The following is a 23072-nucleotide window of genomic DNA, read 5'->3' as shown; positions in this document are numbered from 1 at the left end:
GGCGGCGGCCGCCCGGCGCATTCCCTTTCACCGCCGCGGCGGGAACCCTTCTTCGCGGCCGTAGCCCCCGTCGTCCCTGGTCGGGCCCTCCTCGTCGATCTCCAGGCGCTCTCTGCGGATCTGCCCCTCGACGATCTCCTCGCCCTGGACGTCCTGCTTGTGCACGTGAATGCGCTCGACCGGGACGGTCTCCTTGCCGATCACCGGGCGCTCCTCGTGCAGGATCATCTCGCGATCCTCGGCGCCTATCTCGTACGCTCCGGACCATCCGGCGTCGCGAATGTCCTCGCGCTCTATGACGACCTCCTCGTGCGAGAGCGGGACCGATTCCTGGACGTTTTCCGTTTCCACGTACTTGTGCAGGCGTACGCGGCCTGACTCCCTGCGCTCCTTGCCGATGTGGAGCTGCTCCTCCGAGCGCGTCATGTCGATGTCGCGGTCCTCGGCGAAGCCGCCGGTCTCGCCGGCGAAGCCTCTGGGCTCATCGGTGAAGCCTCTGGGCTGGTCGTCTTTCAGGCCCATGGTTCTGCCTTCGGGCATCAGGCCGGGCTCGTCGGTCGTTCCGGGCGTGTCGCCGATGAGGCGGTCGGACTCGTCGAGGCCGTCGGACCTGTCCATGTCGGACATGCCGGAACCCATGCCCAGCCCTGCGCCCGTCCCTGTTCCGACCCCCGCGCCGACTCCTGTGCCGGTTCCTGTGCCGGTTCCTGTGCCGGGCTCGTCCATGAGGCCGGGGCCGCCGGCGGCCAGGCCCTCGCGGCTGTCCGTGGCGAAGCCCTGCCGCTCGCCGGTGTCGCCGAAGTCGGCCGGCCGCTGGCGCGGGACGTCCGTCGGCCGCATGCCGTAGTAGCGGTAGAGGTCGGCCTCCTCGTCGAGGGACAGGCGGCCGTCCACGTCGATGTTCGGCGCCCCCTTGATCATCTCCTTGTCGAAGGGGACCCGGATCTCCTCGCCCGAGCGGCGGGCGTCCTGGAGCGGCACGAAGGTCTGCTTCATGCCGAAGAACCCTGTGCGTACGGTCACCCACTCGGGCTCGCCGGTGCGGTCGTTGAGGTAGACCTGGCCCACCTTCCCGATCGACTGTCCGTCCGACCCCACGACATGGCAGTCGAGCAGGTTGCGGATCTCTGTGTTCATAGCCACGACGATCCCCCTGATGTGTTCGTCCTGGTTCAAGAGGGACAAATACCCCAGATCACCGCAAAGCCGTACAGGGGTTGGGCACGTTTCGGCCTATTTCACGGAACGGCTCTCGGGCCATTCCCCGCCGTCGCCCAGCTTCGCGCCCCTGCCCCGCCTCGACCCCGCGTACGCGGCGCCGCGCAGTACTTGGAGGCGGCTCGCCGGACGCAGGTGAGGGACGCTGTTGACGAGCGGGTCGAAGGTCAGGTCATTGTCCGGCAGAGCGGTGTGGATGCACAGCCTCCCCAGGTGCCGCACCCCCGCCCACAGGTGGAACACCAGGTCCCTGCGCTCCAGCACGCCCGGCAGCTCCGCCGGATCGACCGGCACCCGCCGTCCGCCCTCCGGCCTGGCCACGATCCGGCACCGCCGCTGCCCGCAGTAGTAAGAGGCCAGCGTGGAGTAGGGGCCCGAGGTGAAGCCACGCCTCGGCACCGGGACGAACCCGTACCCGGTGGACAGCAGCAGGTCCACGCCGTTGGGCAGGCGTACGGCGAGACCCAGCACGTCGGGCAGCCGGCCCGGCAGCGACACCCCCTTGGACAGGCGCACCGGCACCTCGTGCTCGCCGTGCTCCCCGAGCAACTCCGACTCGACGGTGAGCGTCGCCCGCAGCAGCAGCCCACGCGGATGCAGCGCCCTTCCACGCCGCACCACCGCCACCCACAGCGCCACCCACCGCGTCACCTGCCGCGCCACCGCCGCGGCCACGACCCCGAGCTTTCGCGTGACCTCATCCGCCCCACCACCCGGCGCCTTGCGCGCCGCGCCACCCGGCCCCTTGCGCGCCGCGCCACCTGCCCTCTCATGCGGCGCGCCTCCCGCGCCGCCGGCGGTCCTCCCATCCGTCACGCCGCTCGGCGCGGCGCCTGTCCCACTGCTCGTGGCGTTGTCCGTTGTGCCGTCCGTCCCCCTGTCCGTACCGCTCATCGCCCATCGCCTCCTTCGCGGTTCGTCGTGCTCGGTCAGCCGCTGCCCTGGGCCTTGCGCAGGGCCTTGAGGTGCTGCTCCAGGGACGGGGCCGCCGACTTGGCCAGCGCCACCACCGCCGGCGCGGAGCCCTTGGAGATCTCGGTCTTCGTGGCGTTCAGCGCCTCGCGGTGCGCCTTGATCATCCCGGACAGGAAGTCCTGGTCGAAGTCCTGCCCGCTGACCTCCCTGATGCGGCTGAGCAGCTCGTGCTGCTCCGGCGACGGCGAGGTGGGCAGGTCGATGCCCTGCTGCTCGGCCGTCCGGGTGACCTTGGTGTCGAGCTTGGTGTGGTCCTTGACGAGCATCTCGCCGACCTGCTTGATCGGCTTGGTGGTGGCCTTGCCCTGGGCCAGCCGTCCCGCCTGGACCTCCGTCAGGTTGGCCTGGTGGATGGCCCGCATCCAGGTCTTGTCCTGCTCGGACGGCTGCTCGCCGGTGGGCCCTGGAACGGCGGCGGCGCTCTGCGGCGGCGGCTGCTGACCGGAGCAGCCGGTCAGGACGGCGAGGGCCACGGCGGCGAGTGGAAGGGTCAGACGTGTGCGCATGAGGCTTCCTATGACGGAGTGATACATCTCACGCACAAAGCGTAATCGCCGTCCAGAGCCCCACCCGGCACCTCCGCATCCGCAGGCGCGCCTCCCACCGCCACGCCGTCCAGAGCCATGCCCGGTGCTCCGGCCTTCGCAGGCGCGCCGCACGCTGTCGCGCGCTCCGCACCTTCTGATCATCCGCATCGCCTGCCCGGCGTGGCCACCGCGAAACTCGGAGCGTTCTGCGCCTTTTCGCCCCTCTTTGGGGTGGATTGCACTAACGTCCCCTGCGTGGTTTCAGTCGCCAGGCTGGCAGGGCGGGTGGTGGCGGGCGCCGGGGTGCTGGCGCTCTCGCCGGTGCTGGGGCTGGCCGGACTGGCCGGGACCGCGATGGTGGGGGCGCGGCCGGTGGTGTTCGCGGTGACGGGGCTGGCGGTGTTCGCGTCGGTGTTCTTCCTCGGGCTGCTGCTGTGCGTGCCCAGGCCGAGAGCGGTGTGGGGGCGCTGGGTGCGGGCGGTGGCGCTGCTCGCCGTGGAGGCGCTGGTGGTCTGGCAGGCCGCCGCGGCCACGCTCGGGCCGCCGCCGCCGTCGCCGGCCGCGCCCGCCAAGGTGGCCGGGCAGCGGGAGTGGCGGTTGCCGACGGGTTCGCGGCTGGCGTACGTGCGTACCGCGCCGAAGCGGGTCACGCGGGCGGAGCCGGTGGTGTTCCTGCACGGCGGCCCTGGAGTGGGCGATCTGGAGCGGGACGCGGCGTTCTACGGGCGGCTGGCGTCCGAGGGTTTCGACGTGTATGTCTATGACCAGCTCGGCGCCGGACGCTCCGCCCGGCTCGACGACCCGCGCGGCTACGGCCTCGACCGCGACGTCGCCGACCTGGAGCCCGTCCGCCGCCTCATCGGCGCCGAGCGACTCAACCTGGTGGCCCGCGACCACGGGGCCCAGCTCGCCGCCGCCTATCTCGTACACCATCCAGGCCGGGTCGCCAGGGCTGCCCTGTACTCCCCCGACGGGCTCACCCCGTCCCGCCCCGCCACCTCGGCACTGCTCAGCCCAGGGGCTCTGCCCGGCCCCCGTACGCTCGCCGTCGCCACGCTCCTCCAGGTTGACCCGGTCGCCGCGCACGCCTTCGCCGGCGACCCGGGCCTGTCGGCGCACCTCGCCCGCGTGCGCAGGGCCGCCGCGGCGCCCTGCCCCTCCCCCGCCGAGGAGGGTGCCGCCGGAGGTTACGTCGCGCTGGCCGGGCGGCCGGCGCCCGCGTCGCTGCGTGCGGACCTGGGGGCGGTGAACGTGCCCGTACTGATCGTCAAGGGCGCCTGCGACACGGAGAGCTGGTCGGCGGCGGCCGCGTACCGGGAGGCGCTGCCCGACGCCCGCCTCGCCTACCTGGGCGAGACCGGGGGACGCGATCGCCACACCGCCCATCTGCGGCTTCTGGGGGCCTTCCTCACCGACCGTCCGCTCACCGTCTACGAGGGCGACGCCCCTCCCCCGGACTACAAGGGTCCCGCTTAGAGGTCAGGGAAGGGAGTCGCCGAGGCGCAGGTGGAGGCGGGGGCCGTGGCGGGCGCTCTCGCGGATGGTCCACACGCGCTCGTCGATCACCGTCCCGTTCGCCGTCATGTATCCGCCCATCCGCAGCACCGGCCGCCCCGTGTGATCGTGGAGCAGCTGGGCGCGGGACTCGGAGTCGTCGCCGAAGAGGACGAGAAAGTCGTGCGTGTCCGCGGGCGCGTCGAGGACCAAACCGGGGTGAAGGTGAGAGTAAGGCACCTGGATAACATGTTCCGTCACGGGTCAGCGCCTACCCAGATATGACGCCTTCAGTGGAAAAAGCACGCGGGATAGCGCTTTCCTCCGCTTTGGGGTGAAATATCAGGAACCTCTCTACACAGCTGGAGTCACCGACGTGCCACTGTTCGACCTGCCGCTCGAGCACCTTCGTACCTACCTCCCCGACCGTGACGAGCCCGCCGACTTCGACGCGTTCTGGACGGCGACCCTCGCCGAGGCCAGAGAGCACGACCTGGCCGCCGAGTACGTCCCCTACGACCTGCCCCTGGCGGGCGTGGACGTGTTCGACGTGTCGTTCGCCGGCTGGGGCGGGCACCGCATCAACGGCTGGTTCCTGCTGCCGAGCGGCGCGCAGGGCCCGCTGCCCTGCGTGATGCACTACATCGGCTACAGCGGAGGACGCGGCTTCCCGAAGGACCACCTGCTGTGGCCGGCCGCCGGGTACGCGGTGTTCGTGATGGAGACGCGCGGCCACGGCGGCGCCAACGTCAACAGCCCCGGCGTCACCGGCGACCCGCACGGCTCGGCCGGCGCGCAGGCGCCCGGCATGATGACGCGCGGCATCCTCGACCCCGCCGACTACTACTACCGGCGGGTCTTCACCGACGCCGTGCGGGCGGTGGACGCGGCGGCCGGGCATCCCGCGGTGGACGCGAGCAGGATCGTGGTGGCGGGCGGCAGCCAGGGCGGCGCCATCGCGCAGGCCACGGCCGCGCTGCACCAGGGCGTCAAGGCGGCGCTCATCGACGTGCCGTTCCTGTCGCACTTCAGGCGGGCGGTGGAGATCACGCCGCGCGACCCGTACCAGGAGCTGGTGCGCTACCTCGCCACCCGCAGGGACGCGGCCGACCAGGTGTTCCGCACGCTGGCGTACTTCGACGGGATGAACTTCGCCGCCCGCGCCCGGGTGCCCGCGCTGTACTCGGTGGCGCTGATGGACGACATCTGCCCGCCGTCCACGGTGTTCGCCGCCTACAACCACTGGCAGGGCCCGAAGGAGATCAACGTCTATCCGTGGAACAACCACGAGGGCGGGAGCGGCTATCAGTCGGAGGAGCAGGTGCGCTACCTGCACAAGCTGCTGTCCGACGGCTGATCGGATCAGGAGGGACCCCGCCGCGCCCAAGTCGCCTCGGGCGCGGCAGGGCCGCCTCAAGCGGGCTGCTCGGTGACCAGGAACGACACGCTCCCCTGGTCATCGGCTCCGGCGTCCAGGGACTTGTCCTCCAGCACGGTCGCCGCCACAGGGTCGAGATAGACTCGCGCGCCCTCCGACTCGACCACCGCGTCCGCCGGTTCGGGGGCGGTGGCCAGGGTGAGGGTGAGCGAGCTGGCGCCCTCTCCCTGAGACGAGATGCGGATCCCGCTCTGGGAAGGCTCGGGCGCCGCCGCGGTCAGATCGCGGATCGCCTGGGCTGCGTTGGCTGTCAGGGTGAGCACTACGGCTCCTCCTCACGTTCGACGTTCAGGAATTGCCTGCCCTTCCCTCCACACCGCGCCTCAACCCTCCCTGACGGGTTTCTTTACCCGGAATTCGGGCCGCTGGACCAGGTGGGGGCCGGCGCTCAGGAGGTGACAGTCCAGGTGCCGTCGCGGAGCAGGGTGCGGCCCGCGAGTTCGTTGGCTTCGCGCCACGCCTGGAGGCGGCGGGGCGTGATGTGGAAGTAGTAGTAGGACTCGGGCTCCTTGCGGGGGTCGAAGCCGGCCTTGGCGGCGAAGGCGTCGCCGGCGTCGGCGGGCAGCTCGCCGGCCGGCGTGGCGCGGGCGGTGCCCTCCACCAGCACCACGTCGCGCACCAGGCCGATGCCCACCCGCACCTTGCCGTTGGCCAGCAGGTTGCGACCGGTCGGGCTGGCGCCGGTGGTGGCGACGATGATCGACTCGCCGTCCCAGAGGAACGACAGCGGCACCATGTACGGCGTCCCGTCCGCACCGGCGGTGGCCACCCAGGCGTCCACGTCGTGTTCGAGACGGTGCAGGGTGTCCTGCTTGCGCTGTTCCGGGGTGCGTGGGGCGGGCATGGACATGCGTACCTCTCCTGTCGGGCTGCGAGGATCTAAGCCGACATTATGGACGAGACCTAGCGGTCGGACGTCCGGGAGGCGGGCCGGTCAGAGCCGCAGGAGCCGGCGTCGAGCCCGGCCACCTTCCACTCCGCCCCGGGGAACGGGCTCATGAAGTGCGTCAGCAGGTCCACCGCGTAGTCGGGCACCTGACCGCCGGGGTCCAGCAGCGAGACCATCTGGGGCCCGTCGGCGCCGCGCAGCGTGATCGTGTCGGCGGCGCGGCCCCCGGCGGCGAAGCCGGGTTTGGCGTCCACGCTCACGCAGGCCAGGCTGATGCCGGCGGCCTTGACCTCCTGCTTGTGCCCGACGGGCCGCATGCGCTGGTCGTAGCGGCGCAGGGCGAGCGAGGTGGCGCGGCCGATGCGGACGGACTCGCGGAAGACGTCGGCGCCGACCTTGCGGCTCAGCTTGATGTCCAGCTTGACGTCCGGCCGCAGGTTGACGCCCTTGGCCGCGATCTTGAGGGTGCCGTACGACCCCTCGAAGCCGGGGGCGACGTACCCGAGCGCGGCGGGCGCCTTGAGCCCGAACGGGATCCTGCCGGGCCGCAGCCGCAGCCACGACATGCGGGAGATGCTCAGCGTGACCTGCTCGACGGAGCTCTTGCGCACCCCGAACCGCCCGCCGACGTGGTACGTCAGGAACCCGCCCGTGGACGGCACCTCCTTGTGCACGGCGAGCTTCTGCGCGGGCACGGCGTCGACGCGCAGCCCGCCGCGCACGGTGATGCGCCCGGTGGGCACCGGCTTGGAGACGAGGTCGAGCGACTGGTCGGGGTTGAGCCTGACGGTGGTGTCGGCGGCCAGGTCGCGGACGGCGAAGGCGACGTCGCCGAGCCGCCCCGACGGGTCGATCAGGCCGCCTTCGACGCTGAGCCGGCCGTCGAGCGTGTTGACGTTCCCGATCGCCTTGTAGGTGACCGCCGGCACGCTGAGCCCGGCGGCCGAGGCGTCGGCGTCCACGCCGAAGACGGCGGGCACGTCGGAGAAGCGCAGCTCGCCGGTGCCCTTGCCGGGCAGCGTGACCTTGGCGCTGAGGTGCTTGACGGGCGCGGAGTTGGTGACCCTGATGCGGGTCTTGGCGCCGTACGTGCCCTGGAAGGCGACGGAGGCGGGCACGGGGTCGATGGCGAGGTGGCCGCGCAGCCCGGCGGCCTCGGCCCGCACATCCAGCTTGCCGAGCGTGGCGGCGGGCTCGATGCGGTACGCGGCCTGCACGGCGTTGCCCTGCGCCACGGTGATGGGCCCGAGCGACATGCCGGTGATCTTCTCCGGCAGCCCGGTCAGCCTGGCCCTGGCTTTGACGGGCACCGGCGACAGCACGTTGCTGGCGAGGTAGACGTCCAGGGTGCGGTTCTTGGGCCGGAACCCGGAGAAGCCGAACGTCTTGCCGCCGAGGTCCACCGAGACCTGCTCGGGCAGGCCGCTGACGTCGATGTAACCCTGCAGGCCGAAGCAGCCGCGCTGGGCCACGCAGAAGGCTCCCTGCGAGCAGCCGGGACGTCCGGGGACGCAGGCGCCGTCCACCAGCGACACGCCGCCGGTCACGGCGGGCGCGGCCCGCATGCGGTCGAGCGCGGCGGTCTTGCCGAGCCAGGCGCGGGCGCGGACGTCGAGGCGGGAGCCGGTGTAGGTGAGCTTGCCTCCCTCGGAGGCGACGGCCAGCCTGCCCGGCACGGGCCCGACGGTGCCGATGAGGCCGAACCGGTCGTCGCCGCGCCGGATGTCGGCGTCCACGGTCATGGTGCGGCCTCCGGCGTCCAGGCCGGCGGTGAAGCCCTGTGCGGCCGGGGTCAGCTCGACCTGCTTCAGCCTGGTGACGCGGACGCTGGCGTCGAGGTCGCCGGTGGCCTGGTCGTAGTGGGCGGCGAGGTGCGGGCCCGTGGGGGACGTGGCGCGGTCGTGGTTGGTGAAGGCCACCTCGGCCGAACCGACGGGGCCCGACACGCCGCGGAAGCGGTAGGAGCCGCCGTCCCAGGAGGCGTCGAACTTCGCGGGGACGCCGGTGACCTGGGCGGCGGCCCTGGCGTACCGGTTGCCGAGCTTGACCCTGGCCAGCGCGGTCACCTTGGTCACCGGCCCGTCGGAGTCCCAGGTGAGGGTGTGGGCCTTGGTGTCGGCGACGAGTTCGGCGCGCTTGCGCACGCCTTCGACGACGGCGCGGACGTCCTCGCCGGACGGCGTCGTGACGTGCGCTTTATTGGCATAAATCCGTATGGACCGCACCTTGCCGGAGCTCTCCACCTTGACCGTCGAGCGCTCGCCGAGCGCCCACGACGCCTGCACGTCGTCGCGCACGCCGAGCACGGTGCCGTCCACGGTGGGTCCCGACTTGAGGTTCGCGTACGCGGCACGCACCGTGCCGATGACACCCCCGGCCCGGTAGACCGCCTTGCGGGCGGCGGGGTCGAGGGTGACGTCCACGGTGGAAGGCGTGTTGGACAGTTCGAGCCGGGCCACGTGGGTGCGGTCGATGCTGGCGGCGCCCACGAAGGGCCCGCCGCCCGACGCGGCGTCGAGGTGAGCGTGCGGCGTGGCCCCGTACGTGACGTCGAACCCGCGCAGCCCCGACAGCCGCCCCGACACGCCGACGGCGGCACCGTCCTTGATCATCGTGACGTGGCTGCCGCGCGGAGTGGAGATCGCGCCGCCGCCCCGCTGCAGCACCAGGCCGAGATCGCGGATGGGGGCGCTGGAGGTGTGGGTGACGCGGTGCGCCGCCATGTCGTTGACCACGCGGACCTTGGCGGGCAGCGCGCTCAGCTCGGCCTTGATCACGGTCTGACCGGCGGCGCGGTCGTAGAAGACGAGGCTGGCCGGGCCCGAGGTGCCCTTGGCCGTGGCGGTGGAGAGCGTCTGCTTGTTCTTCGCCGAGCGGTACTGGGCGGTGAAGGCGGGCGGCAGCCGGTCCATCTCGGCGCGGATGACGCGCGACAGGCGGCCGTCGCGGTAGACGAGGTCGTCCAGCACGGCCCGGCCCACCGTGGCCGGGCTGGTGAAACTGACCTTGCCGCCGGACACGCGCACCGCTGCGCGGGTGCCCATGCGGTCGAGCACGGCGTGGGTGAGGCGGCGGCCGTTCACGGCGAGCGCCTCGACCCTGGCGGGGGCGGAGGCGGCGACGTCGAGCGAGGGTTCGCCGAGGGTGGCGTTCACGGTCAGCTCGGGGGTGGCCGGAGTCTGGCGCAGGCTCACGGAGGCGCGGCCGGTCAGCCCGGCGACGAGCGCGGCGGACGCGCCGGGCTCCTTGCGCCTGACGACGGCCTTGACCCGCTTGCCCGCCAGGTCCACGGTGAACGTGCCCTTGTCGGACGCCGACAGCGACGACCCGCGGCGCAGGCCGTCGAAGCCGACCGAGACCTTGCCGTCGTACTCGGCCCAGACCTGCGCCCTGAGACTCTGCCCCGCGAGGCTCTTGACGGCGAACGTGACGCCGACCGAGCCCTGCCCCGGGTTGGCGACGGGCACCAGCCCGGCGACGAGGTCGGGCCTGTCGTCGCCGGTGACGTCGGCGGCCACCGGCACGCCGACGGGCTGCCGGATCGAGCAGGACACCGGCACCTCGGCGCTCTCCACGCACAGCCGATAGGTCACCCCCGACACCGCTTTCGACGCCGTCTTCGAGGTCTGGGGCAGCACCTTGGTCGTGGCCTTGCCCAGCAGCGCGCCGAGCCCGTCGAAGCCCTTGGTCACCGACTCCAGCGGCTTGGCCAGGCCCAGCGGCTTGGCCTGCGAGGTGTCGGGGAGCATGTCGCCCGCGTCGGGCGCCCCCTTGCCGAACCCCTGCTGCTCCTGCACGGCGGCGGCGCCGGAGGTGACCTGGCCGACCAGGCCGGGGCCCGCGGGCGTGGTCACCTCTGGCGCGGCGGGTCCCACCCGCTGCTCGCCGGCCGGTCGCAGCGCCAGCGAGGGCTGCTTCTGGACGTTGACGACGGCGGCCGGCGGCTCTTCGACGGCCGGTACGGGCTTGGCGCCGGCGGACAGTGCCTTCTGGAGCTGGGCCTGCTGGAGCTGGGCCTGCTGGAGCTGGGCCTCCTGGAGCTGGGCCTGCTGGAGCGGGGCCTGTGCCTGGGCCGGCTGTGGCACGGCGGTCAGGACCGTGCCTGCGATCGTCGTCGAAGCGAGCACGCGCAGGAGGGCGTGCGGCATTGAGCGTTTCCCCCGACCTATCTCGGTTCATCCCATCAGAAACATTGGTCACGAGATGACCACATTTCCTCACAGCCCGTCAAACCCCGCCCGACGTGGGGCTCCAATTTTTCTCCGGGGGTGGGTTTCGCCGCTGATCAGGGCCCAGAACAGGGTTCTAGACGACCTTGACGACGATCTTGCCGCGCACGCCGCCCGCCTCCAGCGCCCGGTGCGCGGCGGCGGCCTCCTCCAGCGGGAAGACCCGGTCCACGGCCGGCCGCAGCTCGCCCTTCGCGACGTGCCAGGCCAGGTCGGTGAGGAGCCTGGTCGTGGGCCTGCCGCTGAAGGCGCGCACGCGGGCGCGGCCGTGGCGGGCCGAGGCGGCGATGTAGGCCAGCGACGGGACGAGGCGGCGCAGGTCGAACGCGATCGCCACCATGCGCCCGCCGGGCGCGAGCAGCGCGCGGTAAGCCGGGTGCTCGGTGCCGGCGGTGTCCAGGACCACGTCGAAGCGGCCCAGCTCGGACGGGGTCGTGGTGGCGTAGTCGTACGCCTCGTGCGCGCCGAGGCCGCGGACGAAGTCCAGCGTGCGGGCCCCGGCGAGGGCGGTGACGTGCGCCCCGTACGCCCTGCCGAGCTGCACGGCGACGTGGCCCACGCCGCCGCTGCCGCCGCGCACCAGCAGCCGCTCCCCCGGGCGCAGCCCGGCCTTGTCGCGCAGGGCGGTGATGGCGACCGCGCCCACGGGCAGGGCCGCCGCCTCGACGAGGTCGATCCCCTGCGGCACCAGGGCGATCTGGCGGGGGCGGACGACGACGTATTCGGCGAGGCTGCCGAACGTCCTGCCGAGCGCGCCCCACACCCGGTCGCCCACCTTCGGGCCGGTGGCGCCGGGGCCGAGCGCGGCGACCTCGCCGGCGAAGTCCAGCCCCATGCGCTTCGGGAAGCCCCGGCCCATCAGGTCCGTGACCAGCCGCAGCTCGCCCGCCCTGCCGTGCAGCTCGCCGCCGTTGACGCTGACCGCGTGCACGCGCACCAGGACCTCTCCTTTGCCGGGGACCGGCTTGGGCAGCGTGCCCGCGTACAGGACCTCGGGCGGGCCGTATCGGTCGAACAGGATCGCGCGCATCGTCTCGTTCACTGTGTTCACGTTTGCGACGGTAGCCAGCGAAACGGACGGCACTCTCCACTTCGGCTAATGTGAGAAACATGCCTGGTCATCCCTCTCAAATCGCCGAGCGGGCACAGCTGCGCGCCGACGCCGAGCACAACCGGGAGCGCATACTCGACGCGGCGCGGGAGGCGTTCTCGACGCGCGGGCTCGACGTGCCGATGGCGGCCATCGCGCGGCGGGCCGGGGTCGGCGTCGCCACGCTCTACCGGCGCTTCCCCTCCCGCGAGTCGCTGATCACCGAGGTGTTCTCCGACCAGCTCGCGTCGTGCGCGTCGGCGGTCGAGGAGGCGCTGGCCGACCCCGACCCGTGGCACGCCTTCCAGCGCGCGGTCGAGAAGGTGTGCGCGATGCAGGTCGCCGACCACGGGTTCACGGGGGCGTTCCTGACCGCGTTCCCGCAGGCGGTCGACTTCGAGCGGGCGCGGCGGCGGGCCGAGCAGGGGTTCGACGAGATCATCCGCCGGGCCAAGGCCGCCGGGCGGCTGCGCGCCGACTTCGTCTTCGCCGATTTTCTCCTGCTGCTGCAGGCCAACTGTGCCGTGACCGACGGCGCCGGTGACCGGGCGCAGGCCGCGTCGCGGCGGCTGGTGGCGTACCTGCTGCAGGCGTTCCGCGCCGAGAACGCCGCGCCGCTGCCGCCCGCGCCGCCGCTGGCGCTCGACCACGTCATCCCGTCCCTGTCCTGAGCGGCGCCGCGGTGGCACCTGCCGAGCAGGCGGGCGGCGGGCCGGGGGCTAAGGTCGGCGTATGAAATATGACACGTTGTTCCGCTTGGACGGTTTGCGGGCCGTGGTGATCGGGGCGGGGAGCGGCATCGGCAGGGAGTCCGCGCTGGCGCTGGCCGCTCACGGCGCCCACGTGGTGTGTGCGGACCGCGACCTCGCCACCGCCACCGAGACCGCCGACGGGTGCGGCGGCAGCGCCCGGCTGCTCGACGTGCTGGACGGCGACGCGGTGCGGGCGCTGGCCGCCGAGGAGCCGGCCGACGTGCTGGTGTTCACCGCGGCGACGAACGTGCGCAAGCGGCTGCTCGACTACTCCGGCGAGGAGTTCGACCGGGTGGTGGGGCTCAACCTGCGGGCCTCCTTCGACGTCGTACGCGCCTTCGGTGCGGGCATGGTGGAGCGGGGCCGCGGGTCGATCATCGGGTTCGCCTCCATCCGCGCCTCCGTCACCGAGCCTGGCCAGGGCGTCTACTCGGCCACGAAGGCCGGGCTGGTGCAGCTGCTGCGGACGGCGGCGGCCGAGTTCGGGCCGAGCGGGGTGCGGGTCAACGCCATCGCGCCCGGCGTCGTGGAGACGCCGCTGACCCGCCAGATCAAGGACGACCCGGCCTGGTACGACGCGTACGCCGCCAAGAGCGCGCTCGGCCGCTGGGCCGCCCCCGAGGAGCTGGCCGGCGCGGTGGTCTACCTGGCGAGCGGCGCGTCCAGCTTCGTCACCGGCTCCGTCCTGTACGTGGACGGCGGCTGGACGGCCGTGGACGGCCGCTTCGACCCGCCCAACTGACACGCCTTCAAGGAAGGCAGGCGAAACCGGGCCCGCCCCCCATGGCCGGGAGCGGGCCCAACAGCCGGCCCTTCCGGGATCGGCCGGGAGCCGGGGAACAGGACACGGCGCCGGATCGGCGGCCCAGCCCTGCGGCCGGCCACGGCGGGCCGGGGCCGGTCGGGGTGGATCAGGGGCCGGTCGGGGTGGGTCAGGGGCGGATGATGGCCATCCGGGTGACGGTCAGCTCCTCGATCGCGAAGCGGGGGCCCTCGCGGCCCGCGCCCGAGTCCTTGACACCCCCGTACGGCATGTTGTCCGCCCGGAACCCCGGCACCTCGTTGACCACCACTCCCCCGGCCTCGATGCGCTCGATGGCGGCGAACGCCGTGGCCAGGGAGCGGGTGTAGACGGCGGCGTGCAGGCCGTACCGCGAGGCGTTGACGGCGTCGAACGCGGCCTCCAGCGAGGGCACGGGGCGCACGCACACGACGGGCCCGAAGATCTCCTCGTCCCAGGCGGCGGCCCCGTCGGGCACCCCTGCGAGCACCGTCGGCGCGATGGACCGTCCCTCGCGGTGCCCGCCGGTGACCACCTCGGCCCCGGAGGCGGCGATCCAGCCGAGGACGCGGTCGGTGGCGGCCTGGTCGATGAGCGGCGCCACGCGCGTGCCCGGCAGGCGCGGGTCGCCGACCTCCACGCCCTTGACCCGCTCGGCCACCAGCGCGGTGAACGCCTCCGCCGCCGCCTCCTCCACCAGCACCCGCTGCACGGAGATGCACGCCTGGCCCGAGGCGTAGTAGCCGCCCCTGACGACGGCGTCGGCGGCGGCCTCCAGGTCGGCGTCCGCGGCCACCACGAGCGCCGCGTTCGAGCCCAGCTCCAGCAGGACCTTGGTGGGGGCGGCGGCGCGGGCGATGGCGTGTCCGGCGGCGGCCGAGCCGGTGAACGAGACGGCGCCGATCCGCCGGTCCTCCACCAGCCGCTTGCCCACCTCGACGTCGCCGGTGACGAGCTGGACGGCCTCGGGCGGCAGCCCTGACTCGCGCAGCAGGTGCACCAGCCAGAGCGTGGCGAGCGGGGTGGCGGGGGCCGGCTTGACGATCACCGGGCAGCCCGCCGCGACCGCCGGGGCGATCTTGTGGGCGGCGAGGAGGAGCGGGTAGTTGAAGCCGGTGATGCCGACGACGACGCCGATGGGGCGGCGCGTCCAGAACCCGATCAGGCCCTCCCCTGAGGGCAGCAGGTCGAGCGGGACGGTCTCGCCGTGCAGCCGGGCGACCTCCTCGGCGGCGCTCTCCAGCGTCACGAGCGTCCTGTCCACCTCGACCCGGCAGTCCACCAGCGGCTTCCCGGTCTCCAGCACCAGCAGCCGCTCGAACTCCTCCCGCCTGTCCCGCAGCGCGTCACGGGCGCCGGTCAGGGCGGCGCGGCGGGCGTGCGAGGGCAGCGCCGCCATCGCCGGCGCGACGCCGAGCGCGGCGTCCAGGGCCCGTGCGGCGAGCTCGGGCGTGCCCAGCGGCGCGGCGGCCACCTCGCTGCCGTCGTAGGGGAAGATCACCGGACTGGTGTCCGCGGTCTCCGCCCAGCCGCCGCCGATGGGCAGCCCGCCGGGCCACTCCTGCTTCATGACCGCCTCCTCAGGCTTCGGGTTCTCGTCAGACATGGGCGCTCGGGAAGACGTCGAGGTAGGCGGGGGCGCCGTCGCGGCCGGTGGCCGACAGGACGGCGTGGGCCACCGCGCGGCTGAAGGCGTCGGCGGCCGCCGCGAGGAGGTCCTGGAAGGCGTCGTGGCCGGGCGCGGGGGCGGCGCAGGTGGCCAGGCCGAAGACGGTGTCGCCGTCGGTCATGGTGTGGGCCGGCCTGATCGCCCTGGCCAGCCCGTCGTGGGCGACCCCGGCGAGCTTGCCGCACTGCGCCTTGGTGAGGGTGCGGTCGGTGGCGACGACGCCGATCGTCGTGTTGAACGACGGCGCCCGCTCGGGAGCCCACGCGGCCACCTCGCCCGGGTCGGGCGCTCTGAGGTGGGCGAACTCGCCGGGCAGGCCGTACCTGACGCCGGCGAGCGTGCCGTCGAGCGGGTCCAGTACGGATCCGGCGGCGTTGACCACGCCGAGCGCGGCCACGGTCGTGCCGTCGTCCAGGACGGCGCTCGCCATGCCGACCCCGCCGGCCAGCCCGCCCGCCACGGCCCCGGTGCCCGCGCCCACGCTCCCCTGGCCGGGAACGTTCCCGGCCAGGGCGGCGTCGTAGGCGGCGGCGCCGAAGGAGGCGCCGGGGGTGGCACGGAAGGCGCCGCCCCTGCCGAGGTCGAAGATGACCGCCGCGGGCACGATCGGCACCACGCCGCCCGCCACCGGGTAGCCCACCCCGGCGTCGGCCAGCCGGTCCACCACCCCGCAGGCCGCCGCCAGCCCGTACGCGCTGCCGCCGGTCAGCACCACGGCGTGCACCCGCTCGACCAGGTTGCGCGGGTCGAGCAGCTCGGTCTCACGCGTGCCCGGCGCGGCCCCGCGCACGTCCACGCCCGCCACGGCGCCTTCTCCCGGGCACAGGACGACGGTGGTGCCGGTGCGGTGGCCGTCGCCGGTCCGCGTGGCGTGCCCGACCCGCAGCCCGGCCACGTCCGGCAGGCCGTTCGCGGGTCCTGGCCGCATCAGTGGTCCCCGGTGAGGAAGCGCCTGGCGGCCTCGGCGAAGACGCGGGTGCCGCGCACGATGTCGTCGACCTCGACGTACTCGTCGGCCTGGTGGGCGATCCACTTGCCGCCCGGGCCGTACACGACGGAGGGGACGCCGCCCCAGTGGGTGAGCACGGTGCCGTCGGTGGTGCCGGGCACGCCGCCGTAGACGGGCTCCTCGCCCGTCACCGTACGGTGGGCGGCGGCGAGCGCGGCGACCACCGGGTCGGTCACGGGCACGTCCACCGGCGGCCGGTCGACCAGCACGCTCACCTCGGCGGTGATGCCGTCGGCGGCGGCGAGCGCGGCGACCCGGTCGGCGACGTCCTTGTGCTCGACGCCGGGGATCGTGCGCACGTCCACGAAGACCGAGGCGACCGCGGGGATGACGTTGACCTGCTCCTGGGAGCCGGCCTGGAGCACGGTCGGAGTGACGTACACCGCGCCGAGGTGCTCGTGCGCGGGGTGCGCGGCCTGCAGCTCGTCCTGGAGCGCGCGCAGCCCGACGAGCAGCGGCCCGGCGGCCTGGATGGGGTTGCGGCCGTGCTGCGGCATCGCGCCGTGCGCCATCTTGCCGGTGAGGTCCACGCGCAGCCGCAGCGCGCCCTTGGCGACGGCGCAGATCTCGCCCTCCTCGGGCTCGGCGACGATGGCGCCGTCCACGTCGGCGGCGAGACCCTCGGAGACGAAGTGGTGCACGCCGATCATCAGGCCCTCCTCGTCGGCCAGCGCGCACACCTTGATCCGGCCCGGGAACGGTCCCGCGAGCTGGAGCGCGCGGGTGGCGTAGAGGGTGGCGGCCAGGCCGGACTTCATGTCGGCGCTGCCCCGGCCCCACAGTCTCCCGTCGCGGATCTCGCCGCCGAACGGGTCGACGGTCCACGCGGACAGGTCACCCTCGGTGACGACGTCGGTGTGTCCCTCGAACATCAGCGTCGGCCCAGGACCGCCGCCGCCCTCGACGACGGCGACCACGTTGGGGCGGCCTGGCGCGGCCTCGTACACGACGGGGTCCCAGCCCCACTCGCGCATCTTGGCCGCGACCAGGTCGGCTGCGGGCTGCTCCGAGCGGCCCTTCGCCGGGTCGTTGGTGCTGGGGACGCGCACCAGCGCCTGCGTGAACGCCACCACTCCGTCGGCGTCGACCTCGATCATGTCCATCCCTCCAGCGTCGGTACGGCCTCCAGCAGCGCCCGCGTGTACGGGTGGGCGGGCGCGGCCCAGACGTCGTCCACGGGCCCGGTCTCGACGATCTCGCCCCTGCTCATCACGGCCACGGTCGCGCACACGTGCCGCACCACGGACAGGTCGTGGGAGACGAACACGAGCGTGAGCCCCAGCTCGTCGGCGAGGTCGGCGAGCAGGTTGAGTATCTGCCCGCGCACGGACACGTCCAGGGCGCTGACCGGCTCGTCGGCGACGAGCACCGCGGGCCTGGGCGCGAGCGCGCGGGCGATCGCGATGCGCTGCCGCTGCCCGCCGGAGAACTGGTGCGGGAAGCGCTCGGCCGCGTCGGCGCTCAGCCCGACGGCCTCGAGCAGCTCGCTCACCCTGTCGCCGGCGGGCAGGCCGAGCGCGACGAGCGGCTCGGCGACGAGGTCCCGGACGCGCATGCGCGGGTCGAGCGAGCTGAGCGGGTCCTGGAAGACGATCTGCAGGTTCTCGCGCAGGAAGCGCAGCCGCCGCTCGGGCAGGCCGGTGATCTCCTGGCCGTCGAAGCGGATGCTGCCCGCGGTGGGCCTGTCGAGCCCGCACAGCAGCCTGAGCAGGGTGGACTTGCCCGAGCCCGACTCGCCGACGATGCCGAAGCGCTCGCCGCGGTGCACGGTCAGGGAGACGTCGCGCAGGGCGCGCACCTCGGCGCCCGGCTTGGTGAGCGAGGTGCGGGGGCGGCGGTAGACGCGGCTGAGGCCGGTGACCTCGATGAGCGGGGTGCCAGACATGTCGTTCTCCTGCCTGTCAGTGGTCCGCGTGGTCTTCTGCGTGGTCTTCTGCGGGGTGCCAGCAGGCGTACGCGTGGCCGCCGCCCGTGAGCTCGGGCACCGTCTCGCAGGTGGCGGTGGCGTGCGGGCAGCGGTTCCTGAACACGCAGCCGGCCGGGAAGCGCCCGGCGGCGGGCACGCTGCCCGCGATGGTGGGCAGGCGGGTGCCGCGCGGGGTCAGCTTGGAGGCGGCCAGCAGGCCCTGCGTGTAGCGGTGGCGAGGGCGGGCGAAGACCTCGCGCAGCGGGCCCGACTCGACGACGCGGCCGCCGTACATGACGATGACGCGGTCGCAGACCGAGGCGACGACGGCGAGGTCGTGCGTGATGAACAGCAGGGCCGGCGCGACCTCGGCGATCAGCTCCAGCATCTGCTTCTGCACGGTGACGTCGAGCGCGGTGGTGGGCTCGTCGCAGATGAGCAGACCGGGGTCGTTGGCCAGGGCGATGGCGAGCATGACGCGCTGGCGCTGGCCGCCGGAGAGCTGGTGCGGGAACGCGCGGCCGATCTGGGCGGGCTCGGGCAGGCGTACCCGGCCGAGCAGGTCGAGCGCCCGCGCGCGGGCCTCGTCGCGGGAGCGGCCGTGCAGCGTCATGACCTCGGCGACCTGGGCGCCGATCCGCATGAGCGGGTTGAGCGCGGTCATCGGCTCCTGGAAGACCATGGACAGCTCGCGCCCGCGCAGCCGCTTGAGCCGGCTCTCCGGCACGCCCACCAGGTCGTGCTCGCCGAGCCTTGCCGTGCCCGCGGCGGTGACGCCCTCGGGCAGCAGGCCCATGAGCGACAGCGCGGTCAGCGACTTGCCCGACCCCGACTCGCCGATCAGCCCGACCCGCTCGCCCGGCGCGATGCCGAACGACACGTCGTGGACGAGCTCGACGTCGCCGGCGGAGACGGTGAGCCCCTCAACGCTCAGCACTGATCCTCCTGAGCTTGGGGTCGAGGAAGTCGCGCAGGCCGTCGCCGAGCAGGTTGAAGCCGAGCACGGCGACCGCGATGGCGAGGCCGGGCCACAGGGCCAGGCGCGGGGTGGAGAACAGCAGTTCCTGCGACTCCTGCAGCATGCGTCCCCAGGACGGGGTGGGCGGCCGGGTGCCGAAGCCGAGGAACGACAGCGCCGCCTCGGCGAGGATCGCGATCGCGAACGACACCGACGCCTGCACGATGAGCATGGAGCCGATGTTGGGCAGCACGTGGCGGACGGCGATGGCGGGCCTGCGGCGTCCCGCGGCCCTGGCGGCCAGCACGTAGTCGGTCACCATGACCTGGAGCGTGGCGGCGCGGGCCACCCGGGCGAAGGCCGGCACGGTCGCCACCCCGATCGCGATCATCGCGGTCAGCGTGCCCGGCCCGTAGACGGCGCCCAGCATGACGGCCAGCAGCAGCGCGGGGAAGGCGAAGACGAGGTCGTTGACCCGCATGATCAGCTCCGACAGCCAGCCGCGCGGCGTCATCCCGGCGATCACGCCGAGCGGGGTGCCGAGGACGGCGGCGATGCCGACCGCGACGATGCCGACGTAGAGGGTGGTGCGGGCGCCCACCATGAGCTGGCTGAAGGTGTCGCGGCCGAACTTGTCGGCGCCGAGCAGGTAGCCGCCGCCCGGCTCGCGCAGCTTGCCGGCGGCGTCGACGAGGGTCGGGTCGTGCGGGGTCCAGACGAACGACACCAGCGCGGCGAGCGTGACGAGCCCGACGAGCGTGCCGCCGACCAGCAGCCCGGCGTTCATCCGGCCTCTCATCGCAGCCTCGGGTCGAGCAGGTGGTAGGCGACGTCCACCACGAAGTTGATCAGCAGGACGGCGGCCACCAGCACCATCACCACGCCTTGGACGAGCAGCAGGTCGCGCCCTGCGACGCCGTTGAGCAGCAGGTCGCCGAGCCCGGGGATGACGAAGACGCGCTCGACGACGACCGCGCCGATGAGCAGCGTGGCCAGTTGCAGGCCGAGCACGGTGACGACGGGGATGGAGGCGTTGCGCAGGCCGTGCCGCCACAACGCGCCGGTGGCGCCGCGGCCCTTGGCCCTGGCGGTGCGCAGGTAGTCCTCGCGCATGACGTCGAGGACGGCGCTGCGCACGTAGCGGGTGAGCACGGCGCCCTGGACGAGGCCGAGCGACAGCCACGGCAGCAGCAGGCTGCGCAGCCACTCCCCGGGGTTCTCGGCGATCGGCACGTAGCCGCCGGACGGCAGGGCCTGCGCCTGCACCGCGAACACGAACACCAGCAGGATGCCCGCGAGGAACGCGGGAACGGCGATGCCGAGCTGGCTGAACGCGCTGAGTGCGGCGCCGAGCGGGTTGCGGTGGTGCACGGCGGCGAACGTGCCCGCGGGCACCGCCAGCACCAGCGCCACCAGCATGCCGCCGAGCACGAGCACGGCGGTGACGGCGAGCCGGTCGGAGATCTGCGGGCCGATGGGCGAGCTGGTCACGTAGGAGGTGCCGAAGTCGCCCTGGAGCAGGCCGCCGGCCCAGTCGAAGAACTGCACGAGGGGCGGGCGGTCGGTGCCGTACTGGCGGCGCAGCTCGGCGACCGCCTCGGGGGTGGCGTTGACGCCCAGCGCGATCTCGGCGGGGTCGCCGGGCAGCAGCGCCATGAACGCGAACACCACGACGGCGGCCACGGCGGTACTGGCCACCAGCACCACCAGGCGTTTGAGCAGGTAAAGCGTCACGGTTGCCGGGAGAGCGCGGTGAAGTCGAAGGATTCGGAGATTCCGTTCTTCGGCAGCCCTGTGACGCCCTTCTTCGCCACGATCAGGTTCGGGAAGAGGAAGAGGAAGTCGGCCGCGGCGTCGTCGGACAGCAGCTTGGCGGCCTGCTTGAGGTCGTCGGTCTGCTGCTGCTCGGTGCCCTCGTCGGCGGAGGCGAGCAGCTTGCCGAACTCGGGGTTGTCGTAGCGGAAGTAGTACGACTTGTCGGCGAAGATGCCCATGTCGCGGGGTTCGACGTGGTTGATGATCGACAGGTCGTAGTCGCCCTTGGTGAAGACCTGGTCCAGCCAGCGCGCCGGGAACTCCAGCGGCTCGATGTCGGCCGTGATGCCGACCTGCGCGAGCTGCGACTTGACGACCTGCGCGCTGCTCACCGCGTACGGCAGGTTGGGGATGCGCATCTTGACGTTGTACGTCTTGCCGCCCAGCAGCTGCTTGGCCTTGGCGGGGTCGTACGGGTAGTCGCCGGTGCGGTCCTCGTACCAGGGGTCGGTGGGCGGCACCATCGAGCCGATGAGCTGCCCGCGCCCGGCCCAGGCGGTGTCGAGCAGCGCCTTGTGGTCGATGGCGTGCCGGACGGCCTGCCTGACCTTCTTGTCGTCGAACGGCGGCCGGCCGTTGTTCATCGACAGCACCACCTCGCCGTTGGTGGTGCCCTCGACCGTCTCGAACCTGCTGGGGTCGGCGAACTGCTGCAGCGACTCGGGCGCCTGCACGCTGGAGATGACGTCGATGCCGCCGGTCAGCAGCGCGTTGTTCATCGCCGTGGCGTCCTTGAAGTACTTCAGCGTGACCGACGAGACCGGCGGCTTGGTGCCCCAGTAGGAGGGGTTGGCGTCGAGCCTGATGGAGTCGCCGCGCCGCCAGGCGCCCAGCACGTACGGGCCGGTGCCGACGGGCTTGTTGGCCAGGTCGGCGACGCCGGTGCGGCTGAACATGGCGCCGAGCCTGGTGGCCATGGCGTAGAGGAAGCCGTTGCTCGGCCGCTTGAGCGTGACGACGGCGGTGGTGTCGTCCTTCTTCTCGACGTCGTCGATCACGTCGAGCTGCGACTTGATCTTGAGTTTCCAGTCGCTCTTGACGCGGTCGAGCGAGAACACCACGTCGTCGGCCGTGAACGGCGCGCCGCTGGAGAACTTCACGTCTTTGCGCAGGGTGAAGGTGTAGGTCTTGCGGTCGTCGGAGACGTCCCACTTCTCGGCCAGCAGCGGGACGATCTCGCCGTTCTGGTCGAGCTTGACCAGGCCCTCGTAGACGTTGACGAGCAGCGCCTGCGGGATCGCGGCGCCCTCGGTCGAGGTGAAGTCGAGGTTGGCCGGTTCGGCCACGAACCCGACCGACAACGACTGGCCCTTGGAGCCGCCGCTTCCCCCGCCTGTGTCACCACTACCGCCGCCACCGCACGCGGCGGTGGCCAGCAGGAGGCCGCCCGCGGCGAGCCAGATCCCGATTCGCCTCATGTCTTACAGCCTCCTGGCTAGTGCACTGGTCTGACCAGTAGGCTACGCACATTGCCAGTCGGCGACGGCTCGGGTCAAGGGGGCTTGCATGGGTGGTGCGCGCTTCGAGCCCGTACGCGCGGTGCGCGCCTACGAGCGGGTCGTCGAGCAGATCGAAGAGGCCATCGAGAGCGGCGCGCTGACACCCGGCCAGCGGCTGCCGAGCGAGCGTGAGCTGATGGTGCAGCTGTCGGTCGGCCGCTCCACCGTGCGCGAGGCGCTGCGCGTGCTGCAGGCCCGCGGCCTGGTGCGCTCGCGGCCCGGCGACCCCAACGGCGCGGAGGTGCTGCCGTTCTCGCCCGCCGCGCTGCACAAGTCGATGACCACGCTGGCCCGGGTCGAGGAGTTGTCGCTGGGCGAGCTGGTGCAGTTCAGGATGGTGCTCGACTCCGCGGCGATCCTGCTGGCCGCGCGGCTGCGCACCGACGAGCAGCTCGCCGGCATGGCCGAGGCGGTGGCGGCGATGCGGGCCGCGGCCGGCACCGGGTTGAACACCGGGCCGGGCACCGGGTCGGGCACCGGGTCCGGTGCGGTGGACACCGAGGCGTTCGGCCGGGCCGACGTGGCCTTCCACGACGCCGTGGTGGCGGCGAGCGGCAACAAGCTCATCCAGATCTGCACCGACGTGGTGCGGCAGATCGTGCTGCGGCAGATCGCCGCCCGCATCGACGCCGCCGACGACCGGCAGGCCCTGATGCGGCGCAGCATCCGGCACCACGAGGAGGTCATCGCCGCGATCAGGGCGGGCGACGGCCCGCTGGCCGCCCAATTGTCGAGAAAAGCGATGTACGACTACTACGCGCCTTATGTGGCGGAAAGCGAGACAAGCGCCTTGCGGGCGCTGCTGGAGTGATCTGGCCCACAG

General features: G+C 72.9%; 21 protein-coding genes. 5 read left to right on the top strand and 16 right to left on the bottom strand.

Annotation, left to right across the window (positions count from 1 at the left end; all coding sequences use genetic code 11):
• Window positions 1-27: 27 nt before the first annotated feature.
• The 3 genes from AB0K12_RS38435 to AB0K12_RS38425 form a co-directional block, all read right to left on the bottom strand.
• A complete protein-coding gene (locus tag AB0K12_RS38435) occupies window positions 28-1137 on the bottom strand; it encodes a PRC and DUF2382 domain-containing protein (protein ID WP_364572368.1) in 1110 nt (369 codons plus the stop codon).
• A 96-nt stretch (window positions 1138-1233) separates the two neighbouring features.
• Window positions 1234-1893 (bottom strand): hypothetical protein, encoded by a 660-nt coding sequence (locus AB0K12_RS38430; RefSeq protein WP_364572366.1) that lies wholly within the window; start codon window positions 1891-1893, stop codon window positions 1234-1236.
• 254 nt (window positions 1894-2147) lie between these two features.
• Window positions 2148-2699 carry a DUF4142 domain-containing protein gene (locus AB0K12_RS38425; RefSeq protein ID WP_364572364.1) on the bottom strand — a complete coding sequence of 184 codons (552 nt, stop codon included), beginning with the start codon at window positions 2697-2699 and terminating at the stop codon, window positions 2148-2150.
• A gap of 276 nt (window positions 2700-2975) precedes the next feature.
• On the opposite strand from AB0K12_RS38425, the gene AB0K12_RS38420 reads away from it, so the two are divergent.
• On the top strand, window positions 2976-4196 hold the full coding sequence (locus AB0K12_RS38420) for an alpha/beta hydrolase (protein WP_364572362.1): 1221 nt from the start codon (window positions 2976-2978) through the stop codon (window positions 4194-4196).
• Between the two features lie 3 nt (window positions 4197-4199).
• On the opposite strand, the gene AB0K12_RS38415 is transcribed toward AB0K12_RS38420, so the two are convergent.
• Window positions 4200-4454, bottom strand: a complete 255-nt coding sequence (locus AB0K12_RS38415) for a hypothetical protein (RefSeq protein WP_364572360.1) — start codon at window positions 4452-4454, stop codon at window positions 4200-4202.
• 136 nt (window positions 4455-4590) lie between these two features.
• Here AB0K12_RS38415 and AB0K12_RS38410 point away from each other — a divergent pair, with 136 nt between their 5' ends.
• Window positions 4591-5571, top strand: a complete 981-nt coding sequence (locus AB0K12_RS38410) for an acetylxylan esterase (protein ID WP_364572358.1) — start codon at window positions 4591-4593, stop codon at window positions 5569-5571.
• A 56-nt stretch (window positions 5572-5627) separates the two neighbouring features.
• Here the strand turns inward: AB0K12_RS38410 and AB0K12_RS38405 are convergent, their stop codons facing one another.
• The 4 genes from AB0K12_RS38405 to AB0K12_RS38390 all read right to left on the bottom strand — a co-directional run bounded on the left by AB0K12_RS38405 (window position 5628) and on the right by AB0K12_RS38390 (window position 11800).
• Complete coding sequence (locus tag AB0K12_RS38405) at window positions 5628-5915, bottom strand: Fe-S cluster assembly protein HesB (RefSeq protein WP_364377092.1); 288 nt, start codon at window positions 5913-5915, stop codon at window positions 5628-5630.
• A 125-nt stretch (window positions 5916-6040) separates the two neighbouring features.
• Window positions 6041-6502, bottom strand: a complete 462-nt coding sequence (locus AB0K12_RS38400) for a pyridoxamine 5'-phosphate oxidase family protein (protein ID WP_364572355.1) — start codon at window positions 6500-6502, stop codon at window positions 6041-6043.
• Window positions 6503-6555: 53 nt separating this feature from the next.
• Window positions 6556-10689: a hypothetical protein gene (locus AB0K12_RS38395; RefSeq protein WP_364572353.1), complete on the bottom strand. Its 4134-nt coding sequence runs from the start codon at window positions 10687-10689 to the stop codon at window positions 6556-6558.
• Window positions 10690-10846: 157 nt separating this feature from the next.
• On the bottom strand, window positions 10847-11800 hold the full coding sequence (locus AB0K12_RS38390; protein WP_364572429.1) for an NAD(P)-dependent alcohol dehydrogenase: 954 nt from the start codon (window positions 11798-11800) through the stop codon (window positions 10847-10849).
• 80 nt (window positions 11801-11880) lie between these two features.
• Between AB0K12_RS38390 and AB0K12_RS38385 the strand changes: the two genes are divergently transcribed.
• On the top strand, window positions 11881-12531 hold the full coding sequence (locus AB0K12_RS38385) for a helix-turn-helix domain-containing protein (protein WP_364572351.1): 651 nt from the start codon (window positions 11881-11883) through the stop codon (window positions 12529-12531).
• A gap of 61 nt (window positions 12532-12592) precedes the next feature.
• Complete coding sequence (locus tag AB0K12_RS38380) at window positions 12593-13354, top strand: SDR family oxidoreductase (RefSeq protein ID WP_364572349.1); 762 nt, start codon at window positions 12593-12595, stop codon at window positions 13352-13354.
• Window positions 13355-13544: 190 nt separating this feature from the next.
• Here AB0K12_RS38380 and AB0K12_RS38375 read toward each other — a convergent pair whose 3' ends face one another.
• Genes AB0K12_RS38375 through AB0K12_RS38340 form a run of 8 tightly spaced genes read right to left on the bottom strand, consistent with a single transcriptional unit; the run spans window position 13545 to window position 22168 of the window.
• Window positions 13545-14963, bottom strand: coding sequence for an aldehyde dehydrogenase family protein (locus AB0K12_RS38375; protein ID WP_364572347.1), 1419 nt, complete (start codon window positions 14961-14963; stop codon window positions 13545-13547).
• Window positions 14964-14991: 28 nt separating this feature from the next.
• A complete protein-coding gene (locus tag AB0K12_RS38370; RefSeq protein WP_364572345.1) occupies window positions 14992-15990 on the bottom strand; it encodes a P1 family peptidase in 999 nt (332 codons plus the stop codon).
• The gene (locus AB0K12_RS38365) at window positions 15990-17174 is read right to left on the bottom strand and encodes a M20 family metallopeptidase (protein WP_364572343.1); all 1185 of its coding nucleotides are present in this window, start codon (window positions 17172-17174) and stop codon (window positions 15990-15992) included. Before AB0K12_RS38365 ends, AB0K12_RS38370 begins: the two co-directional genes overlap by 1 nt.
• Window positions 17165-17956, bottom strand: coding sequence for an ATP-binding cassette domain-containing protein (locus AB0K12_RS38360; protein WP_364572341.1), 792 nt, complete (start codon window positions 17954-17956; stop codon window positions 17165-17167). The genes AB0K12_RS38365 and AB0K12_RS38360 overlap by 10 nt, the downstream gene beginning before the upstream one ends.
• Window positions 17957-17972: 16 nt before the next feature.
• Window positions 17973-18914 (bottom strand): ABC transporter ATP-binding protein, encoded by a 942-nt coding sequence (locus AB0K12_RS38355; protein ID WP_364572339.1) that lies wholly within the window; start codon window positions 18912-18914, stop codon window positions 17973-17975.
• A complete protein-coding gene (locus AB0K12_RS38350; protein ID WP_364572337.1) occupies window positions 18901-19722 on the bottom strand; it encodes an ABC transporter permease in 822 nt (273 codons plus the stop codon). The genes AB0K12_RS38355 and AB0K12_RS38350 overlap by 14 nt, the downstream gene beginning before the upstream one ends.
• Before the next feature lie 8 nt (window positions 19723-19730).
• Window positions 19731-20669 (bottom strand): ABC transporter permease, encoded by a 939-nt coding sequence (locus AB0K12_RS38345; RefSeq protein ID WP_364572334.1) that lies wholly within the window; start codon window positions 20667-20669, stop codon window positions 19731-19733.
• Window positions 20666-22168 carry an ABC transporter substrate-binding protein gene (locus AB0K12_RS38340; protein WP_364572331.1) on the bottom strand — a complete coding sequence of 501 codons (1503 nt, stop codon included), beginning with the start codon at window positions 22166-22168 and terminating at the stop codon, window positions 20666-20668. Before AB0K12_RS38340 ends, AB0K12_RS38345 begins: the two co-directional genes overlap by 4 nt.
• Window positions 22169-22256: 88 nt before the next feature.
• Here AB0K12_RS38340 and AB0K12_RS38335 point away from each other — a divergent pair, with 88 nt between their 5' ends.
• Window positions 22257-23060 carry a GntR family transcriptional regulator gene (locus tag AB0K12_RS38335; protein WP_364572329.1) on the top strand — a complete coding sequence of 268 codons (804 nt, stop codon included), beginning with the start codon at window positions 22257-22259 and terminating at the stop codon, window positions 23058-23060.
• The last annotated feature ends 12 nt before the right edge of the window (window positions 23061-23072 follow it).

The organism is Nonomuraea sp. NPDC049419, from assembly GCF_040676995.1.
GTDB lineage: Bacteria > Actinomycetota > Actinomycetes > Streptosporangiales > Streptosporangiaceae > Nonomuraea > Nonomuraea salmonea.
The sequence above is the reverse complement of the archived record's forward strand: the minus strand, read 5'-3'. Positions and strand labels throughout refer to the sequence as shown.

What these genes read in the sequence shown, in the direction of transcription:
- AB0K12_RS38365 (WP_364572343.1), bottom strand. Translation starts at nt 17,174, where the DNA reads ATGGACATGATCGAGGTCGACGCCGACGGAGTGGTGGCGTTCACGCAG.
- AB0K12_RS38400 (WP_364572355.1), bottom strand. Translation starts at nt 6,502, where the DNA reads ATGTCCATGCCCGCCCCACGCACCCCGGAACAGCGCAAGCAGGACACC.
- AB0K12_RS38350 (WP_364572337.1), bottom strand. Translation starts at nt 19,722, where the DNA reads ATGAACGCCGGGCTGCTGGTCGGCGGCACGCTCGTCGGGCTCGTCACG.
- AB0K12_RS38340 (WP_364572331.1), bottom strand. Translation starts at nt 22,168, where the DNA reads ATGAGGCGAATCGGGATCTGGCTCGCCGCGGGCGGCCTCCTGCTGGCC.
- AB0K12_RS38435 (WP_364572368.1), bottom strand. Translation starts at nt 1,137, where the DNA reads ATGAACACAGAGATCCGCAACCTGCTCGACTGCCATGTCGTGGGGTCG.
- AB0K12_RS38360 (WP_364572341.1), bottom strand. Translation starts at nt 17,956, where the DNA reads ATGTCTGGCACCCCGCTCATCGAGGTCACCGGCCTCAGCCGCGTCTAC.
- AB0K12_RS38335 (WP_364572329.1), top strand. Translation starts at nt 22,257, where the DNA reads ATGGGTGGTGCGCGCTTCGAGCCCGTACGCGCGGTGCGCGCCTACGAG.
- AB0K12_RS38380 (WP_364572349.1), top strand. Translation starts at nt 12,593, where the DNA reads ATGAAATATGACACGTTGTTCCGCTTGGACGGTTTGCGGGCCGTGGTG.
- AB0K12_RS38370 (WP_364572345.1), bottom strand. Translation starts at nt 15,990, where the DNA reads ATGCGGCCAGGACCCGCGAACGGCCTGCCGGACGTGGCCGGGCTGCGG.
- AB0K12_RS38395 (WP_364572353.1), bottom strand. Translation starts at nt 10,689, where the DNA reads ATGCCGCACGCCCTCCTGCGCGTGCTCGCTTCGACGACGATCGCAGGC.
- AB0K12_RS38390 (WP_364572429.1), bottom strand. Translation starts at nt 11,800, where the DNA reads ATGCGCGCGATCCTGTTCGACCGATACGGCCCGCCCGAGGTCCTGTAC.
- AB0K12_RS38385 (WP_364572351.1), top strand. Translation starts at nt 11,881, where the DNA reads ATGCCTGGTCATCCCTCTCAAATCGCCGAGCGGGCACAGCTGCGCGCC.
- AB0K12_RS38375 (WP_364572347.1), bottom strand. Translation starts at nt 14,963, where the DNA reads ATGAAGCAGGAGTGGCCCGGCGGGCTGCCCATCGGCGGCGGCTGGGCG.
- AB0K12_RS38425 (WP_364572364.1), bottom strand. Translation starts at nt 2,699, where the DNA reads ATGCGCACACGTCTGACCCTTCCACTCGCCGCCGTGGCCCTCGCCGTC.